14 protein-coding genes are annotated in these 18253 nt (G+C 60.3%); 8 read left to right on the top strand and 6 right to left on the bottom strand.

Annotated features, from left to right (window positions below):
• Positions 1-203: 203 nt before the first annotated feature.
• Both DWZ15_RS05995 and DWZ15_RS05990 read left to right on the top strand, forming a co-directional pair.
• The gene (locus tag DWZ15_RS05995) at positions 204-2024 is read left to right on the top strand and encodes an adenine deaminase (RefSeq protein WP_118449960.1); all 1821 of its coding nucleotides are present in this window, start codon (positions 204-206) and stop codon (positions 2022-2024) included.
• A gap of 198 nt (positions 2025-2222) precedes the next feature.
• Positions 2223-3017, top strand: coding sequence for a Cof-type HAD-IIB family hydrolase (locus tag DWZ15_RS05990; protein WP_006235286.1), 795 nt, complete (start codon positions 2223-2225; stop codon positions 3015-3017).
• Positions 3018-3135: 118 nt separating this feature from the next.
• On the opposite strand, the gene DWZ15_RS05985 is transcribed toward DWZ15_RS05990, so the two are convergent.
• The 6 genes from DWZ15_RS05985 to DWZ15_RS05960 form a co-directional block, all read right to left on the bottom strand.
• Positions 3136-3978: a Cof-type HAD-IIB family hydrolase gene (locus tag DWZ15_RS05985; protein WP_118449958.1), complete on the bottom strand. Its 843-nt coding sequence runs from the start codon at positions 3976-3978 to the stop codon at positions 3136-3138.
• 87 nt (positions 3979-4065) lie between these two features.
• Positions 4066-5484 carry a citrate synthase gene (locus tag DWZ15_RS05980; RefSeq protein WP_099432030.1) on the bottom strand — a complete coding sequence of 473 codons (1419 nt, stop codon included), beginning with the start codon at positions 5482-5484 and terminating at the stop codon, positions 4066-4068.
• A gap of 77 nt (positions 5485-5561) precedes the next feature.
• Positions 5562-5849 carry an ACT domain-containing protein gene (locus DWZ15_RS05975; protein WP_006235289.1) on the bottom strand — a complete coding sequence of 96 codons (288 nt, stop codon included), beginning with the start codon at positions 5847-5849 and terminating at the stop codon, positions 5562-5564.
• A gap of 396 nt (positions 5850-6245) precedes the next feature.
• On the bottom strand, positions 6246-6953 hold the full coding sequence (locus DWZ15_RS05970) for a site-specific integrase (protein ID WP_255413744.1): 708 nt from the start codon (positions 6951-6953) through the stop codon (positions 6246-6248).
• Between the two features lie 18 nt (positions 6954-6971).
• Positions 6972-7223 carry a helix-turn-helix transcriptional regulator gene (locus tag DWZ15_RS05965; RefSeq protein WP_006235292.1) on the bottom strand — a complete coding sequence of 84 codons (252 nt, stop codon included), beginning with the start codon at positions 7221-7223 and terminating at the stop codon, positions 6972-6974.
• Between the two features lie 9 nt (positions 7224-7232).
• Positions 7233-7745, bottom strand: a complete 513-nt coding sequence (locus DWZ15_RS05960) for a DUF2975 domain-containing protein (protein WP_006235293.1) — start codon at positions 7743-7745, stop codon at positions 7233-7235.
• Between the two features lie 552 nt (positions 7746-8297).
• Between DWZ15_RS05960 and DWZ15_RS05950 the strand changes: the two genes are divergently transcribed.
• From DWZ15_RS05950 to prfB, 6 genes are all read left to right on the top strand, one after another.
• Positions 8298-10520: a hypothetical protein gene (locus DWZ15_RS05950; protein ID WP_118449954.1), complete on the top strand. Its 2223-nt coding sequence runs from the start codon at positions 8298-8300 to the stop codon at positions 10518-10520.
• A gap of 5 nt (positions 10521-10525) precedes the next feature.
• On the top strand, positions 10526-11266 hold the full coding sequence (locus DWZ15_RS05945) for an ATP-binding cassette domain-containing protein (RefSeq protein WP_117769450.1): 741 nt from the start codon (positions 10526-10528) through the stop codon (positions 11264-11266).
• Positions 11267-11545: 279 nt separating this feature from the next.
• Positions 11546-13228: an ATP-binding cassette domain-containing protein gene (locus DWZ15_RS05940; protein WP_158572510.1), complete on the top strand. Its 1683-nt coding sequence runs from the start codon at positions 11546-11548 to the stop codon at positions 13226-13228.
• Between the two features lie 186 nt (positions 13229-13414).
• A complete protein-coding gene (gene rpmE / locus DWZ15_RS05935; RefSeq protein WP_006235303.1) occupies positions 13415-13840 on the top strand; it encodes a 50S ribosomal protein L31 in 426 nt (141 codons plus the stop codon).
• Between the two features lie 307 nt (positions 13841-14147).
• Positions 14148-16955 (top strand): preprotein translocase subunit SecA, encoded by a 2808-nt coding sequence (gene secA, locus DWZ15_RS05930; RefSeq protein ID WP_118449950.1) that lies wholly within the window; start codon positions 14148-14150, stop codon positions 16953-16955.
• Positions 16955-18103, top strand: coding sequence for a peptide chain release factor 2 (prfB, locus tag DWZ15_RS05925; RefSeq protein WP_118449948.1), 1149 nt, complete (start codon positions 16955-16957; stop codon positions 18101-18103). Before secA ends, prfB begins: the two co-directional genes overlap by 1 nt.
• Positions 18104-18253: the final 150 nt, after the last annotated feature.

Genomic DNA, 18253 nt, shown 5'->3' with positions numbered 1-18253 from the left:
AGTGCAATAAGGCCGCAGCCGGGAATCCCGACTGCGGCCTTTTTGGTTACGACGATCCCTTGGGGACGGAGGGATCATTTGGCGGTGCCGTTAAGCGGAAGGGGGTGTTAGCGGGACTTTCTTTTGGGCATACAATGGCTATTGGTTTGCTGCGGTGAAGGCCCGTCCGCCCCGCAGTTATTTCTACGGTTAAAGGAGTATGTATGTCCGTTGAGGTCATGAGGTCTGTGATCGAGGCCGCCGAGGGTCGCGTGCCCGTCGACACGCTGTTTACCAATGCGCAGATTGTCGACGTGTACGGTCAGCGCGTGGCGCCCGGTAGCGTTGCCGTCAAGGGCGGCGTAATCGTCGGCGTGCTCTACGACGGTCGCGACGATGCCGCCGGTACCTATGAGGCTGCCGAGGTTATCGACTGCCAGGGTCGCTATCTCGCCCCCGGCTTTATCGACGGACATCTGCACATTGAGTCCTCGAACATCCGCCCCGCCGAGTATGCGCGCATGGCGGCGACGCGCGGTACTACCACCGCCATTGCCGACAGCCACGAGATCGCCAACGTGGCGGGCCTGGACGGCCTGCACTTTATGATCGAGGACGGCCGCCGCGCACCCATCTCCATCAAGTACATGATGCCTTCGTGCGTGCCCGCGCTGCCCGACGAGCAGGCCGGTGCCGTTATTTCGGCTGCCGATATGCAGGCGTTTTTTGCCGAGCATCCAGGCGATGTCTTTGGTCTGGGCGAAATGATGAACCTGCCGGGCGTCTTTATGGCCGACCCCGAGACCTGTGCTCGCATCGATGCTGCCAACCAGACGCCGTCCAAGCAGGTTGACGGCCACGCGCCGCTCGTTGCCGGCAAGGACCTCAACGCCTATGCCGCAGCAGGTATTATCGCCGACCACGAGTCGACGATTCCCGAGGAGGCGCTCGATAAACTGTCTCGTGGCATGTACGTGATGCTGCGCGAGGGCACGTGCAGCCATGACCTGGCCAATCTGTCGCCGATGCTGCTGGAGAACCCCGCGCGCGCCCGCCGCTGCTGCTTTGCGACTGACGACCGCGCCCCTTCCGATGCGCTTGCGACTGGCATGATCGACAATGCCTGCCGCGTGGCGATTGAGGCCGGTATCGACCCCGTGGTCGCTATCTCTATGGCGTCCCTCTCCACGGCCGAGGCGTTTGGCCTGGATCACGGCTGCCGCGACCCGCACGAGTTGCGTGGTGCGATTGCCCCGGGCAAGCGTGCCGACCTGCTGGTACTCAATGACCTGACGTTTGCTACGGCTCCGCATCGCGTATATGCCGCCGGTGCTCTGGTGGCGCAGGATGGCACCTTTGTGGGCGAGATCGCACCCGAGATGGCCGAGGTTGCGGCCCTTGCCGATGAGCTGCGCGCCTCCGTTAAGCTGCCGAAGCTTTCGCTCGACGTGTTTGACTATGCCTTTAAGCCGGGCGAGGCCGTTATCGATGTCATCCCGGGTATGGCTATCACAGGTATGGCTCGCCCCGAGAGTGCCGAGGGCCTGCGCCGCATTATGCTGATCGAGCGCCACGGCCGCGGCGTGTCGCTGCAGGCCGAGGGCGCCGACGGTGACGGCCCCGCGGGTCTGGGCTTGGTTGGCAAGCATATCGGTCGCGGCTGGGTGCGCGGCTTTACCATCACGGGTGGCGCCATTGCCTCCACGATTGGCCACGACTCGCACAACGTGTGCGTGGTGGGCGACAACGCGGCGGATATGATGGCTGCCGTTGAGGCCGTGGGCCAGGGCGGCCACGTGCTGGTGCGCAACGGCGAGGTCGTGGCGCGCATTCCGCTGGCGCTCGGTGGCCTTATGAGCGAGGGCACGGCCGAGGATGTCGCCGCGCAGCACGACGACTTTATGGTCAAGGCGCGCGCCATGGGTATCGAGCCGCCGCTCGACCCCATCATGGGCATCATTTTCCTGCCCCTGCCGGTAATCCCGACGCTCCGCATCCGCCCCGAGGGCATGTTCGACGTCACGACCTTCACCTACGCCGACTAGTCATCGGGGACGTTCTTAAACGACTAGCCGTCGGGGTGGCGTGTCGCCTGACGCCGCGACCGTGAGACCTCTGGCATGTGTGAGCTATTTGCCAGGTCCTTGTAACGTTTACGCCCGCGGAGTCTTATTTGAGCTCCCTTTGGGTACGTTGGAATCGGATACACGTTCGATTCCAACAAGCCCGAAGGGAGCTTTTCTATGTTTAAACTGATTGCATCCGATATGGACGGCACACTGCTTGACGAAAACGGCCAGGTGCCTCCCGAGACCTACGAACTGATTCTGGCGCTACACGAGCATGGCGTGCATTTCGCCGCATCGTCAGGTCGTCGCTACGATCGCCTGTGCGAGTTCTTTGCGCCCGTTCGCGACAAGATGGACTTTGTCGCCGCTAACGGCGCCCAAGTCTACGCCGACGGTAAGATGGTAGACCGTGAGGTGTATTCCCACCTGGCGATTCGAAGGCTCGCCCAAGCCGTCAGGACGTTTCCCAATCTGCATCTTGCGCTCTTTGACCGAACCAAGTCCTTTTTGCTCGATGACGAGTGCAAGTTCGTGCGCGAGGTCGATAAGGACCTTCCCAATGCCGAGCGCATTTGGGAGCTGCCCGATCCCAGCGTAAATATCATCAAAGCGAGTATCTTTTGCGACGACAGTGCGGTTATGGACAGTGCGTACGTGCTACAGCGCGAACTTGGTCAGCTCTTTACTTTTGCGCCTTCGGGCAACGCGTGGATCGATGCCATGCAGCCCGGTGTGTCGAAGGCCTCGGGTATCGCGCAGCTCGCGGAGCATTACGGCATTGGTCGCGACGAGGTCATGGCGTTTGGCGACTCGATGAACGACTACGAGATCATTCGCTTTGTCGGCACGGGCTGCGCGATGGAAAACGCGCGCCCCGCGCTTAAGGCGGTGGCCGATCGCGTGGTGGGTTGTAACCGCGACCACGCCGTCCAGCAGGAGCTCCGTCGCGTGCTGGAGAGTCTCTCCTAATCCGGCAGATGGGGACGTTCCTTTTCTGCCGACAGTGGGGGACGGTCCTTGCAGCTTTTTGCGAAGAGTGTCCCCAGTGACTAGTCGTTTAAGAACGTCCCCAATGACTGACCAATGACTAGGCGAGGGCGGCCATGATGGTGCGGGCGACGCCGTCGTGGTCGTTGTCGTATTCGGTGATGGCGTCGGCGGCCTCGCGATCTTCGGGCTCGGCGTTGATCATGGCCATGCCATGGCCCGCTGCCTGCAGCATGGGGATGTCGTTGATGTTGTCGCCGAACGCCCAGGCGTCGGCGAGACGCTCGCCCAGATGCTCACACAGCCACGTGAGGGCCGTTCCCTTGGTGGCGCCTTCGCCCATAACCTCGATATTCATAGCGTACGAACGCGTGACCTCAATGCCTCCGAGCGTGTCGAGCGCCGCCGCGATGGCGTCGCGATCGGCCGGGTCGTGCCAGTACATAGCGATGCGTTCGAGCGTCTCGACCTCGTCGATCTTGCTGTCGATATTCATGTCGATCGGCGTTCGTGTGCGCTTGAGCGAAGCCGCGATGTGGGGGTCGCCGCCACAGAACTCATCCAGACGCCCGTATAGCGAGCGGGGGAGGAAGCACTGCCCGTCCGCGAAGATATCGAAGGTCACATCGTGGCCGGCGGCAATGCTATGGACGCGGTGGGCGATGGCGCGGTCGAGCGGTCGGCTCAAAATGCGCGTAGCACGTGAGACATCGGTAGGCGTACCGTCGTCGAGCTGCCAGACGCTGGCACCGTTAGCACAGACCGCGTAGTGTACGGCGGGGTGGGCGAGGATGGGCTCAAAGATGCCCGACAGCGGGCGCCCCGTGCAGGGCACAAACTCAACACCGCGGCGCGCAAGCTCGTCGAGCATCGCCCAGGTGGCGTCGCTCATCTGCTTATCGCTCGTCAACAGCGTTCCATCCATATCGGAAAACACAATCATTCGTTGCGATCCTTTCTACTGGCATAAAAAGCGTGGCCGAGGGCGGCGATGCCCTGGCCACGCTCGAGTTCTATAACGGTCCGCGTCCTAGCGGTCAGCGAGCGGCTTGTACTCCAACGGCTCGATAACCGGGCGATACGCGGGACGGATGATGCGGTGCGCGCAGAAGAGCTCTTCCATGCGGTGCGCCGACCAACCGGCCATGCGGGCGACGGCGAACAGCGGCGTAAAGAGCGTCTCGGGCACGCCGAGCATCTTGTAGATAAAGCCCGTGTACAGGTCGATGTTGGCGCAGATGGGCTTGGTCATGCCGTGGTCGCGCATGACCTGGGGTGCCAGGCGCTCGATGCGCTCGATGAGCGCGAACTCATCGCCCAGGTCCTTCTTGGCGGCAAGCGTGCGCGCGTAACGGCGGCAGACCTCGGCGCGCGGGTCGCTGAGCGTATAGACGGCGTGGCCCATACCGTAGATGAGGCCCGTGCCGTCGAAGGCCTGCTTGTCGAGGATCTTGCCCAGGTAGGCTGCGACCTCGTCCTCGTCCTCCCAGTTGGAGACATGCGCGCGGATGTCCTCGTGCATGGACACGACCTTGGCGTTGGCACCGCCGTGGCGCGGGCCCTTGAGCGAGCCGATAGCCGCGGCGTAGGCGGAATACGGGTCGGTGGCCGAAGACGACAGCACGCGGCAAGCGAAGGTGGAGTTGTTGCCGCCGCCGTGCTCGGCATGCAGCATGAGCATCACGTCGAGCAGCATGGCTTCGTCGCGGGTGAACGCCATGCCACCGCGCAAGACCTGTAGGATGGTCTCGGCGGTGGAGAGACCGGGCGTGGGGTGCGGCACGTGAACCTCGGAGCCGCGAAGCTTGGCGACCGAGGCCATGTGTGCGAAGGCGGCGATGCGCGGGAGACGTGCGAGCATGGAAATGGCGACGTCGATTTCGTGCTCGGGCGTGATCACGTCTGGTTCGGCATCGAAGGCGTAGAGCAACAGTACGGCGCGCTGGAGCACGTTCATGATGCTCGACGACACCGTGGTCATAGGGAACTCTTTAACGTACTCGTCACTCAGGTGTCTAAAGGCGCCCAGGCGCTCGCAAAAGCCGTCGAGCTCTTCCTTGTTGGGCAGCGAACCCGTGATAAGCAGATAGGCGACTTCCTCGTAGCCATAGCGATTCTCGGCCTGGGCATTGTTGACCAGATCCTCGATGCTGTAGCCGCGAAGCGTGAGCTTGCCCTGATCGGGCACGACCTTTCCGTCGACCTTGTTGTAGCCGTGCACATCCGAGATACGAGTGAGACCCGCGACCACGCCCGAGCCGTCGGCATTGCGTAGGCCGCGCTTGACATTGTGCTCGACAAACAGGCCCTCGTCATAAGGGTCGGTCGGCAGGCCGTGGTAGAGGCTTTCGCTCTCAGACGAAATCTGGCGGCTTGCTTCGTAATCCAGAACCAGTCGGCTCAAGTGGTCATCGAAGCGGTAATAGATTTTCTTGGCGTCGTAGGCCATGCGCGCTCCTCTCCGGGCCGCATCGGGGTGGCCTGCATGGGCATGCGCGTGTCAGGCTATCCCCAGCGGCCTGTTCGCTACAGGCGGTACATAAAGTTAAAGACGTCCTCGCGCTGGATGGACACGTTGACGCCCGAAAGCTCACCGGCCTCGGCCAGGGCCTTCTGCAGCTCAGCGAAGTCGAGCTTGGACTCGGCGGTATCGGCCAGCATGGTCATGGTGAAGATGTCCTCGATAATGGACTGCGTGATGTCGCGGATGTCGACGTTGGCCTCGCCCAGGACACGGGTGACGCCGGCGACGATGCCGGGGCGGTTCTTGCCAAGGACGGTGATGACGATACGGGAGGACGAGATCTCGGCCATGGGAAACCCTTTCGCGTGGTTGCGGCGCGCGCGGGGCGCTCCGCTACGGTACAGTGTTCATCATTGTACCTGTCTGGCGCAAAAAAGGCGCGCTCGCTGCGGCGTTACATGCCTGCAACATGAGCGTAAGGGGGAAGGCCGTACGGGGAAGAGCCGTCTGGCGCGTGTCCGGCTCGTGTTGGGTTGATTTCCGATCTCAGCCGAACACATTGAGCGGACAGGCCGTTCCCGCAGTCAGCCGAACGCCTCCGACGGCTGATTCCGAACTGGAAGCGGAGGGCATCCCCGCCCTTCGGTAGGGGATACCGCTCCGCGGCGCATGCCGCGGGCGGTGCCCCTATCGGACCACCGTGACCTCAGTTGGGATGGGCCCAGCACTGCCGCGTACTCGGTGAGCTAGAGCCAACTGTTCGTCTTCACGTCGCGTATGGCGATATTTCGGTCGTCCGGCTCGGTGATGCCGTAGCCGAACGCCTGGAGCGTCTCGATGGACTCCTGGATCCTCTGTTGGAACATGGGACCCGGATCGACCCTCGGCCCGAGGTGCCCGCGCCAAAGGCACGGCGTGGCGCGCAGCATGTTATGGATTTTGGAGATGGGCTCGATGTCGACGTAGACGTTGAGCGTCGCCATGGCGTCCTTGTGGCCGAGGATCGATTGGAGCGCCTTGATATCGCCGCCTTGGCGGATCCACTGCGTTGCGAACGTGTGGCGAAGGCCGTGGAACGTGATCAGCTCGTCGTTGGTGCCCATGAGGCCGTTGGTCTCCGAGAACGTCTTGAACGCCCTGCGGATATAGCTTGTCGTCGCGAAGGTCGCGCCCGGCTCCGACAGGATGTAGCAGTCCCCGATCTCGACCGCCCCGGTAAGGCCGCGCAAGCGCAGCTTTCCGCAGTCGATCTCGTGGGTCTCCTTCAGGAAGGGGAGTAGGCCGACCGGGTCGATGGGGATACCCCTGGCGTCATGGGTCTTGGTGTCCTTGATGAACGAACCCATTCCCTTCGCGTACGCCACCGAGTGTCTGATCGAGATCAGGCCCGTCTCGAAATCCACATCGCACCACCGAAGGCCGCAGACCTCGCCGATTCGCATCCCCGTGTGCAGGGCGAGTACGACCGCCCTCTAATCCTCGGCGGACCAATCGAGTCCGAACTCCTTTCGGGCATCCTCTTCGCTCATGACTTCGAGAAGGTCTCCGGGTTGGCAACGAAGGGCGAGGCATAGCTGCTCGAGTGTGTTGAAGCGAATGCCGCGAATATGCCCTTTTTTAATACGGGACAGGTTCACGGGCGTGGTTCCAATCCTTTCGGCAAGTTCGTTCGAGGAAATCTTTCGCTCGGCCATGATCTTGTCGAGGCGAACAATTACGGGCATGGCGTTTCCTTACGCAATCTCGTCGGAGTCGAGGTACAGCTCTCGGGCGTACAAGAAGAGCTGGGAAAGCATGAACAGGACGATGCCGAGAACCAGAGAGGTCCAATCGAATGATGAAGCGATCTCTTGGGCGCCGACGGCCCCCTCGCCGCCAAACATCGAAACGGAGGTTTTGAGTGAGCCGGCGTAGAGGCTGGTGGCAGCTTGAACAACGAAGAGAATGCCGAGCACCTTCAAGCATGTCGCAGACCCTTTCTTGAAGGGGTCTCCGCTCTTGATCGTCCACACGAGAACGGCGCTGAGGATGGTCGTAGCGATACCGATGACGGCAGGGACCAATGTCGAGATCGCAAGGGCTGGATACGCGGGGGAGTCTGCAATTACAGGGTTGTCGAGCACTTCGATTGCTGGCTTTAAGGAGAACGCCACTTGTGCGATGGCGGTGGCGCAAAGGGTCGCAGAGGCTATCGCACATGCGATGCGGAAGGAATGAAGCCGGGGAGTGCGATTGTCGGAACTCATAATAACCTCCGAAGAATTTAAAAAACTCAGGTTACTTTTTAACAGTTTATGTTAAATTGACTTTGCCGGCAAGTAATCACAGCATGCTGCAACCGAAATCCCTCTAGATTGGAGAGGATTATGTTCAGTACTGTTAAGTCGTGTAAGCTCTTGGTTTTCCTCGGCCTCGCTCTTTGTCTGTTGCTGCCGGGAGCCCCCGCTTTTGCGGATACCCCGATGCCTCCTTCCCAGGAGAGCAGCCAGTGTGCCCTCGTTGAGCCCCTCGGGTATACGGACGACGTCGTCGATACCTACTGGAGCTACAGCTGTCCTCGCGGCGTAAGCGGGCACAGCATCTCGATGTTCAACATCTCTTACAAGACGATCTCCTACCGAAATGGCTATCGCCGATCCGCGCATCATAGGGAATCCCGCCTCGCTGCAATGTGCTCCTGTGGTGTTCTTGGCACAACTGATAAATGGCAATTTGTCTATAGCACCTACTAGATGCGAGGAAGGGCCGAGCATTTTGTTCGGCCCCTCTGTTCCGACTGGATGAGGTTAAGGTTGGCGATGAATATGCTCAAAATCTCGAAGGCGATCTTTAGGTCGCTTCTCTCCTCCAGGTCGCTCTGTGTTGTCGTTGTTGCGTTGATGGTTCTTTGTGCTCTGCCCGTCTTCAGGAGCGCGGCTGGCATCGACGGACGGGTCGAATACCTCGAGTCGGGAATAACCCGTGTTGAGCAGGAATTGTCAGCATCCTATGCGGATGCGCTTGTGAATGCGGGGGAGGACGGTGTCTATACCTCTTCATCAAGCATGCCCGCGCTTCTGTACCCTCTTGCCGCGGGACGTCTTATCTTGGCACCGCTCTCTCCCCTACTTCCGTTTCTGCAGATATCGGATGGAGAGTACACCTATTATGACGGATCGAAGGAGTACTTGCTATGGGTCGCAACGGCCGTTGCCGTCTCGTTCCTTGCCGCGCGTCTTAACAAACGTGAAAAGCTCATCATCCAGGCACCGATGGGCGAGCTGGGTAGACTTGTTGCATCGAGCGTATGGGCGAGTGTTTTTGCAATGCTTGCCGTCCTCGCCATCAATCTTCCAGGGATAATCGCCGCGCTTGTGAAGAATGGCCCGGGCTCGCCGTTCTATCCGATAGGCTACATTCAATATGCGACTCCGGTTATCAAACCGGCTTGGCTGGTGTTCGCGCAGACGGCCATCTTGCAATTCTTGGTGGCAGCGTTCATCTCGCTTGTCGTTCACCTTGCCGTGAAGATTGCCAATAACCCTACGCTTGGAATCGTGTTCGTATGTGCCCTGATGGGGGTGACGATGGTTCCCGGGTATTACGGAAGATCCATCGCTTTACGTGAGTTCGCCCTGTTGAATCCCCTTACGTATGCGAACACTGAGTTGACCGTCGGCGCCTATAGCCCGTACCCGACAACGCAGATAGTGAATCTGCCTGGACTTTGCTTCGAGCGTGGCGCGATTGCCCTCGTATGCGCAATCGGGATCGAGGTGCTGGCAATTAGCCTGCTTTGCGTTGCTGGAAAGAGCGGCTGCGCGTGCCCGATATCCCCGATTTGTCTTGAGAGAGGTTCCTTCACTGCATCGAGAACGGCAACTCGTTCGAGCGCTTGTGCCTCCGCCGTTGCATACGTAAGAACGATGGGGAAACTGCTCCTGCGTTCTCCTACCCTCGCCGTATGCGCGATTGCAATGTCGACGACGATGCTGGCCCCGGCTCTGGTCGAGATGTTTCCTGACGCTGATAACGTTTCCGCTGTTCGGTATAGGGATGGGGAGCTCCGTTCAATAGATCGGTATCTAGAGCAGAACGCTGCGAATATGGACGTCGAGGGCAAAGCGGCCCTGGAAGACATGCGGGATGCTCTTTCGGGTTTCGTGTACGCGCCTATGCCTGCGGAGGGGTTTCGAAGCCTTGCGACGTACGAGCGCGCTCGAGGTGAGCTGGGCGCGGCAGATGCGACTCTCCTGCAATCGATCGGAATCGAGCCGGAGACTCCTTCTCGTGCGGAGGCGCGCGCCTTTCTGCTTGAGTCGATCGCGAGCTTGCCGGACCCCAAGGTTTACGAGTTAAGTACGAAGATGCCCCCATTAATCCTCCTTTCGTATCTCCAGGCAGCGCTTCCCTCCTTATTTTTGCTGTTGCCCGTGGTTGTCACATCGCTCGCGTGCACCCACCTGCAGTGTCGTTCCCTTCTGGTTCTCCAGATCCCCGCAACAGCGCATGTGCGTTTTCTGACGGCTGTTGCGCTGGCTCTCCTGCTTGGCTTGGTGCTGCTTTTGGTGTCGATGGTTCCCGCTGTCGTTGTGTCCGTGATTAAGAACGGTGCGGGTGGATCGGAGTATCCCGTCGCTCTCATTCGGGCGGGAGCTTCGACAACGTCCACGGTGGGGGAGGCGGTGTTGTGCAGTATTCCGTTGCTGGTCATGGCATACGGCGTGATTTCCGTCGTCGCTGCGTTGACAGCAGCGATTAGCCGCAACCCCGTTGTCACCGGAATGGTTTGCGCGGTTCTCTCGGTGTTGGGTTCGTTGAGCGCTCATGTTGAAAGCGTGGGCATGGGCGTCGCGCTGCTGGCTCCATTCGCCTCGTTTGATCCCGCTTCCCAGGTGGGGACGATTGGGTTCCTTGGGCGAGGGACGAACGCGATGCCTTTTGGAGAGGTCGTCGGCGCATCGGGCGCTCTGCTGGTGGTCTTGGGCGCCGTATCTCCGTTGATGGTGCGCCTGAGTGTTCCAAAGATCGAAAGGGGATGATCTCGATGATTGACCTTCAAACGCTGACGATCTCTTATGGAAAGAAGGTGCTCGTAGATTCGGTGAACGCTGAGTTTGCCCCGGGTACGGTCTACGGTCTCGTCGCTCCGAACGGGCATGGAAAGACGACGTTGCTGCGTGCGATGGCAGGTTTGCCGGGTCCTCGCGTGGACGGGAGCATCGTTCTGGATGAGGTGCAGGGTACGGGTGCGAGAGAGGTCCGTTCTATGATCTTCTATGCACCTGGTGAGGGGACGCTGCTGTATCCCGGATTGCGTGCGGAAGATCACCTCAAGATGGTTTGCGATATGTGGCCGCATGCTCGCGATATCGAAGAGATAGTGGAACAAACGCAGATAGGCGAGTTCGCGAAGATGAGGATCCGCACTCTGAGCCAGGGCATGAAGCAGCAGCTTACCCTGGCGATTGCGTATGCGACGGGCGCGCGGTACCTTCTATTAGATGAGCCCATGAACGCGCTCGACCCCAGCAGGGTGGACTTGCATTCCGAGATTCTCAGGAAGCTGGCCGATTCTGGTACGTGCATCATCATGTCATCCCACATCTTGGATTCGGTCGATAGGCTGTGCGATGAGATTCTGTTTTTGAAGGATGGGAGGCTCATTAGAAGCATTCCGCAAGATGATGCTGCGCCGAAGTCTCCTGGATCCCATTTCGCAAAGCCTGCCGGACGCGCCGAGGGTGCGCTAAGCACGTATCGGCGACTCTACGAAAAGGGCGGGTAGAAATGCAAGTTAAAAATCTATGTGGCCAATGTGATACCGTTGAACCCGCGTATCGATGCCGCTCAGCCATTCGCCTCGCCCCCGTCGCACGTATCTTCATCCGGTCTGTTACTTTTAATCTAACAATTCTTTGAGGAACGTAGGTGCTTCTAAATGTACTGTCGACTTCTTCTCAAACTAATCCTAAGAGACAGGGCCGTATGGATTTGTACGCTCGTTCTCGCTGCAGCCTTTTCCGTCCCCATTGCGTTCAATTCACCCATCTACGGGCCCTTCTTTATGAAACAGGGCATGCAGAGCTTTGTCGACGCATTCAATACGCGCGCGCCCCAGGCCAGCGGCACAGACCTATCTCCAGAGCAGCAAAATGACGCGGAGCTTGCAAGATACGCGAACGCCGCCCTTGCCGCTCAAACCGACGCCGCCTTTCTCGATTCTGCCGAGAGCTACTACGCGCTCATGGACGAAGGCTTCCAATCCGGATCCATCGTGGGAGACCGAGAGACCAATGACGCGGAGCTCGCATATTGCCGTGCCCTGAGCAGTTCCGGCATCACGCACATTCCAGCCTCCGCAAGCGATCTGCCATTCCTTTCCTTCCTGCCTTACGCCATTGCCATGGTTCCGTCTTTCCTTCCCTTCATTCCCTTCCTTCTCTCGTCGATACTCCTGCTCGGAGCCACAAGGCCTGCGACCCTGGCGGCGAAGGCGCCCGTGCCCAAATTCCGGCGCCTTATCCAGATCGTGTTTTCGATAATCGCCGCGGGAACCGCGATGCTCCTCGCCGGCCTTGCACCCGGGGGCATTTACGCCTTGGCCCTTAACGGCTTCGGGCAAATTGGGTACCCGATCGCCTTCTTCCATGACGGCGCGCTTACCACCACGACCGCGGGAAACGTCTTCACAGCCCTGCTTATCGCGCTTCTTGCGGGCGGAACCTTGATATCCGTTTGTTCCGTCGTCCTATCGACCGCAACGAGGCGCGTCCTCGCGGGCCCCCTCACCTCCGCGCTGCTTGTCGCGGCCCCGGCATTCCCGTTGCTGTCCGATTCGGCACTAGGGCATAATGCCGTGCTCGGGCTCCTGCCGCTGGCCGTATTCTCGCCTATCGAGGCAACGGGTTACGTAGGATGCTTCCCAACAGAATTCATTGACTCCGGTTCAAGCGGTGCATCGATGCTTGCCGTGGCCCTGATATACGCCGCGGTCCTTCTTGCGGTCGGCGCCGTTGCGACACGTTCCCCCAAACAGCCTGGACCCGCGAAAAAGCACCATGGGCTCGAGCTTCTGGACGCGAGCGTGGGATACGGAAGCACGACGATACTTTCAATCGGGTCGCTTTTCCTGAGCCCGGGAACGGCGGCGGGCCTCATTGCTCCCAACGGCTCGGGGAAAACCACCCTTCTTGAAGCGCTGTCGGGCCAATTTCCCACCCGCATCCACTCGGGAAGCCTGGCGGCAGACGGAATCTGCCAACGTCGATCAGCCGAATTTGCAGAACTCGTCTACCTGAGCTCTTCAGGCGGCACGGATCTCTATCCCACGCTATCGGCCATCGAGCACCTTGCTTTCGTTAGGGAGGCGTGGAAATCGGCCGCCGACATCGACTCGCTCTGCAGCTCCCTCGGAATCTCCCCATATCTCGACAAGCCGACCCGTAAACTCTCGACAGGAATGAAGCAGCAGGTAAAGCTTGCCATGGCGATAGCGACCGGTTGCCCGTACCTCATCCTCGATGAACCGCTGAACGGCCTCGATCCGGGAAAGCGGAAAACCTCCTGCGACGCGATGCGCAGCGAGGTGGCGCGGGGACGAAGCGTGCTCATTTCAAGCCATCTGCTCGACGACCTGGCAGACCTCACCAACTCGTTCTACTTCATCGAGGCCGGCACGCTCGTGGAAAAGATCAAGTCGTCCTCGCAGACGCTCAAGCAGGAATACCTCGATACATACGAGAGATGAATGTGGGGGAGTGTTCGGATGAAGTTGATATTTAAGGTCCAGCTCGTGTTGTGCCGAAAAGACCGTGAACCTTTTGTGGGACACGCGGCGCCGTGGTACCATAGCCGAGTTTGTTGTCTTGGTCGGAAACCAAGACGCCTTATGCGCTGATCGGTAACCAGCGCCTGACCAATAAGGAGTCCTACCATGAAGCAGGGTATCCATCCCCAGTATGTCGAGTGCACGGTGACGTGCTCCTGCGGCAACACCTTCAAGACGCACGCTACCGTGTCTGAGATGAAGGTTGAGCTTTGCAACGAGTGCCACCCGTTCTACACCGGCCAGCAGAAGTTCGTCGACACCGGTGGACGCGTCCAGCGCTTCGCCGACAAGTTCGGTGGCGCCGCTGCCGCCCAGCTCAAGAAGGCTGAGGAGGCCAAGGCTGCCAAGGCCGCCAAGGCTGCTGAGGCCGAGGCCGCTCGCAAGGCCGCCGCTGAGGCTAAGGCTGCCGAGAAGGCTAAGCGTGCTGCTAAGTTCGCCGAGGAGGCTGCCAAGCAGGCCGCCGAGGCTCCCGCAGAGGCTCCCGTCGAGGAGGCCGCTGCCGAGGCCGAGACCACCGAGGCTGCTGAGTAAATAGCTCGCCGCGGAATCGCTCGCATTCATGGCATAAGGGCCGTGCATCCATTTGGGTGCGCGGCCCTTTTCTTTTTATTGGTGCAAGCTAACCTGTCCCCGTGGCACCAAATGGCAGAGAGACGGCGTTTGCTCAGATAAAACTTGCCAAAATAAACCTGTCCCATTGTGGCAGGTTGGTCATAGTTATTACGTGGCGGTCGAGGTCGACCGTATAGGCCGCGCCTTGTTTGGCTAAAGTACAATCATCTGTGTTTAACTCGCCCGCAGCTGCACGGCGTGGGCGATGGCCAAAAAGGAAAACCACATGGGATTCATGTCAAAGCTGCTGTCCTTTGGATCCGATAAGGACCTTAAGCGCTACTACAAGATCGTCGACCAGATCAACGGTCTTGAGCCCCAGTTTGAGAAGATGACCGAGGAGGAACTCCGCGGCCAGACCGATAAGTTCCGCGAGCGTTACGCCAACGGCGAGTCGCTCGACGACATGCTCCCCGAGGCTTTTGCCACCGTGCGCGAGGCTTCCAAGCGCATCACGGGCATGCGTCACTTTGACGTACAGCTCATCGGCGCCATGGCGCTGCACGAGGGCCACATCGCCGAGATGAAGACCGGCGAAGGCAAGACGCTCGTCTCCACGCTGGCCGGCTACCTCAACGCTATTGCCGGCAAGGGCGTGCACGTCGTTACTGTCAATGATTACCTTGCCAAGCGCGACTCCGAGTGGATGGGCCGCATCTACAAGTACCTGGGCATGACCGTCGGTCTGCTCCAGAACAACATGCCGCTCGAGCTCAAGCGTCCGGCCTACCAGGCAGACGTCACCTACGGCACCAACTCCGAGTTCGGTTTCGACTATCTGCGCGACAACATGGTCACCCGCCCCGAGCAGCGCGTACAGCGCGGCCACAACTACGCCATCGTCGACGAGGTCGACTCCATCCTGATCGACGAGGCACGTACCCCTCTCATCATCTCGGGCGCCGGCACCAAGTCCGCCAGCACCTACAAGGACTTCGCGCGTGCCGTGCGCGGCCTTGAGTGCGGCGAGGATGTCTCGCACGACATGCTCACCGCCACCGAGGACGTCGAGCCCACGGGCGACTACGTCATGGACGAGGCCAAGCACACTATCGCCGCCACCGAGCGCGGCCTTAAGAAGATTGAGCGCCGCCTGGGTATCGATGACATCTATGCCGATCTCTCCGGTCAGCTGGTCAACCACCTGCAGCAGGCGCTGAAGGCCCAGTACATGTTCCACCGCGACAAGCAGTACGTGGTCACCAACGGCGAGGTCAAGATCGTCGACGAGTTCACCGGCCGCATCATGGAAGGCCGCCGCTACTCCGAGGGCCTGCATCAGGCCATCGAGGCCAAAGAGGGCGTGCTCGTGCGCGAGGAGAACCAGACGCTGGCCACCATCACCTTGCAGAACTACTTCCGTCTGTATGACAAGCTCTCCGGCATGACCGGTACGGCACTCACCGAGGATGCCGAGTTCCGCGAGATCTACAAGCTGCCCGTCGAGGTCATCCCCTCCAACAAACCCGTTCAGCGTGTTGACCACGAGGACCTGGTGTACCGCACCATCCAGGCCAAGTACAACGCCGTTGCCGACGATGTCGAGCAGCGCCATGCCAAGGGTCAACCGGTCCTGGTGGGCACCGTCTCCATCGAGAGCTCCGAGAAGCTGTCTGCCGCCCTTACCAAGCGCGGCATCGCGCACGAGGTCCTCAACGCTAAACATCACGAGCGCGAGGCTCATATCGTTGCCCAGGCCGGACGCTACGGCGCCGTGACCATCGCCACCAACATGGCCGGTCGTGGTACCGACATCCTGCTGGGCGGCAACCCCGACGAGCTGGTGCGCGAGCGCCTTGAGTACGAGGGCCTGACCATGGAGGACGTGACGCCCGAGCAGCTCGAGCAGTTTAACGCCGAGGCCAAGGAGACCTGCAAGGCCGAGCGCGAGCGCGTGCTTGCCGCCGGCGGCCTGACCGTCATCGGCACCGAGCGCCACGAGTCCCGTCGTATCGACAACCAGCTGCGCGGCCGCTCCGGTCGTCAGGGCGATCCGGGCGAGACCCAGTTCTACCTGTCGCTCGAGGACGACCTCATGCGCCTGTTCGGTGGCGACAAGATGGACCGCGTCTCCAAGATGATGGTCACCGCCGACATGGGCGACGATATGCCCATCCAGCACAAGATCATCTCCAAGGCCGTCGAGAGCGCCCAGCACAAGGTCGAGAGCATCAACTTCTCCATGCGCAAGAGCGTCCTTGAGTACGACGACGTCATGAACAAGCAGCGCCAGGTCATCTACGCTGAGCGCAATAAGATTCTGGACGGCAAGGACCTGACCGACCACATCACCGAGGTCATGCACGACACCGTGTACCGCTGCGTGCAGGAGTTCTGCACCAAGGACAGTCACGATGGCGAGCGCGATCTGGAGGGCCTGCGCAAGTGGGTTGTGGAGCTCACCGGCCACATCGATACGCCGAAGTTCCCCGACGAGGATTATGAGGCCCTGGCTGCCGATGTCCTGGCTTACGTAGAGAAGTGCTACAACATGAAGGCCGAGCGCTTGGGCGAGGACCTGATGCGCGAGCTCAACACCCAGGTCATGCTGCGCGTCATCGATACCCGCTGGATGAACTACCTGCAGGAGATGGACTATCTCAAGACCGGAATCGGCCTGCGCGGCTTTGGCCAGCGCGACCCGCTGGTCGAGTACAAGACCGAGGCCTACGGCGCGTTCCAGATGCTCGTCGACACCATGTACGAGGATTACCTGCGCACGGTTCTGCGCATCGAGATCAAGGCTGCCCCGCGTGCCGTGGAGCACAAGGAGGAAGCTGCGCTCGAGGGTGCGCACTTCTCCGGTCCTGCCGAGGTCGATGGCGACAACGGCGATTCGGTGCTGCGCAAGCAGGCGCAGGTGCAGGCCCGCACGGCTGTCCAGGGTGGTCCGGCTGCCGTCAACAACGGTGGCAAGGTGACAACCTATCGCAAGTCCGAGAGCGACGATCCGTACGTCAACGTGGGCCGCAACGACCCGTGCCCCTGCGGTAGCGGCAAGAAGTTTAAGTACTGCCACGGCAGGAATCGTTAATGGCTGAGGCTTTAGAGGTAACACCCGCCGAGCTGGACGCGTTTGCGGACCGGCTCGGTGAGGTCGAGTCGTATCTCCACTTGGACGAAAAGCGCACGCGCGTGACCGAGCTCGAGGCCAAAAGCGTGGCCCCCGGCTTTTGGGATGACGCCGACGCCGCCCGTGCCGCCATGGAGGAAATCGCGCGCACCAAGGAAGATATCGCTGCCGTGGACAACGCGCGCGGCGAGCTTTCCGATGCCCGCGCCGCGCTGGAGCTTGCCGAGGAGATGGGGGATGACCCCGACGCCGCCGCCCTTCGCGAGGAGGCTACAGCCACGGCTGAGCGGCTGGCCCGTTCCATCGATGAGCTTGAGCTTTCGAGCTGGTTTACCGGTGAGTTCGATCACGGCGATGCCATTGTGACCATCAAGCCCGGACAGGGTGGTCTGGAGGCCCAGGACTGGACCTTCATGCTCTTTAAGATGTACATGAAGTACTGCCAGCGTCGCGGCTGGAAGGTCACGATTAACGACTGCCCCGCTGCTGAGGTCATCGGCATCGACCGCGCGACCTTTACCGTCGAGGGCAAGGATGCATTTGGCATGCTGCGCGCCGAGGCCGGCGTCCACCGCTTGGTGCGCATTAGCCCCACCGACGACAAGAAGCGCCGCCAGACCACGTTTGCCGGCGTCGAGGTCATCCCCGTGCTACCCGATGATATCGATATCGAGATCAGTCCCGATGACATTCGCGTGGACGTGTACCATGCAAGCGGCCCGGGCGGTCAGGGCGTGAACACCACCGACTCCGCCGTGCGCGTGACGCATTTCCCCAGCGGCATTGTGGTCACCTGCCAAAACGAGCGCAGCCAGATCCAGAACAAGGCCGCGTGCATGCAGATCCTCAAGGCTCGCCTGTACGAGATTGAGCTCGAGAAGCGCGCCGAGGCCCTGGATGAGATTCGCGGACCCAAAACCACGATTGGTTTTGGCAACCAGATCCGCAGCTACGTGCTCTACCCGTATCAGATGGTTAAGGACCTACGCACGGGCGTTGAGACCAGCAACGTCGAGGCAGTTCTTGACGATGGCGACCTGGACCCGTTTGTTATTGGCTACCATCGCTGGGCCACTGGCAACGCTGACGCAGAGATCCCATCTGCATAAACCGCCCGGTTTATGTGGAAATGGATAAAACCCTCCGAGCAGGGTGGTTTTGTATCCAAAGCAAACCCTGCGCAGGGGTGGTTTTTGTTCGGCGAATCGGTAGAATCGAATACAGCAAGAAGTTCGAAGCGCATCCGTTTGGGTGCGCTT

Origin of the sequence: Collinsella sp. AF29-7AC, from assembly GCF_003475665.1 — a bacterium.
In the GTDB taxonomy this organism is placed as follows: domain Bacteria; phylum Actinomycetota; class Coriobacteriia; order Coriobacteriales; family Coriobacteriaceae; genus Collinsella.
Note: the sequence above shows the minus strand (reverse complement) of the source record. Positions and strands in the feature narration are given on the sequence as shown.

Bases quoted from the DNA above. Each gene is read 5' to 3' on its own strand.
- rpmE (WP_006235303.1), top strand. From the start codon at position 13,415: ATGAAGCAGGGTATCCATCCCCAGTATGTCGAGTGCACGGTGACGTGC.
- DWZ15_RS05995 (WP_118449960.1), top strand. From the start codon at position 204: ATGTCCGTTGAGGTCATGAGGTCTGTGATCGAGGCCGCCGAGGGTCGC.
- DWZ15_RS05960 (WP_006235293.1), bottom strand. From the start codon at position 7,745: ATGAGTTCCGACAATCGCACTCCCCGGCTTCATTCCTTCCGCATCGCA.
- DWZ15_RS05985 (WP_118449958.1), bottom strand. From the start codon at position 3,978: ATGATTGTGTTTTCCGATATGGATGGAACGCTGTTGACGAGCGATAAG.
- DWZ15_RS05940 (WP_158572510.1), top strand. From the start codon at position 11,546: ATGAAACAGGGCATGCAGAGCTTTGTCGACGCATTCAATACGCGCGCG.
- DWZ15_RS05990 (WP_006235286.1), top strand. From the start codon at position 2,223: ATGTTTAAACTGATTGCATCCGATATGGACGGCACACTGCTTGACGAA.
- DWZ15_RS05980 (WP_099432030.1), bottom strand. From the start codon at position 5,484: ATGGCCTACGACGCCAAGAAAATCTATTACCGCTTCGATGACCACTTG.
- prfB (WP_118449948.1), top strand. From the start codon at position 16,955: ATGGCTGAGGCTTTAGAGGTAACACCCGCCGAGCTGGACGCGTTTGCG.
- secA (WP_118449950.1), top strand. From the start codon at position 14,148: ATGGGATTCATGTCAAAGCTGCTGTCCTTTGGATCCGATAAGGACCTT.
- DWZ15_RS05950 (WP_118449954.1), top strand. From the start codon at position 8,298: ATGAATATGCTCAAAATCTCGAAGGCGATCTTTAGGTCGCTTCTCTCC.
- DWZ15_RS05975 (WP_006235289.1), bottom strand. From the start codon at position 5,849: ATGGCCGAGATCTCGTCCTCCCGTATCGTCATCACCGTCCTTGGCAAG.
- DWZ15_RS05965 (WP_006235292.1), bottom strand. From the start codon at position 7,223: ATGCCCGTAATTGTTCGCCTCGACAAGATCATGGCCGAGCGAAAGATT.
- DWZ15_RS05945 (WP_117769450.1), top strand. From the start codon at position 10,526: ATGATTGACCTTCAAACGCTGACGATCTCTTATGGAAAGAAGGTGCTC.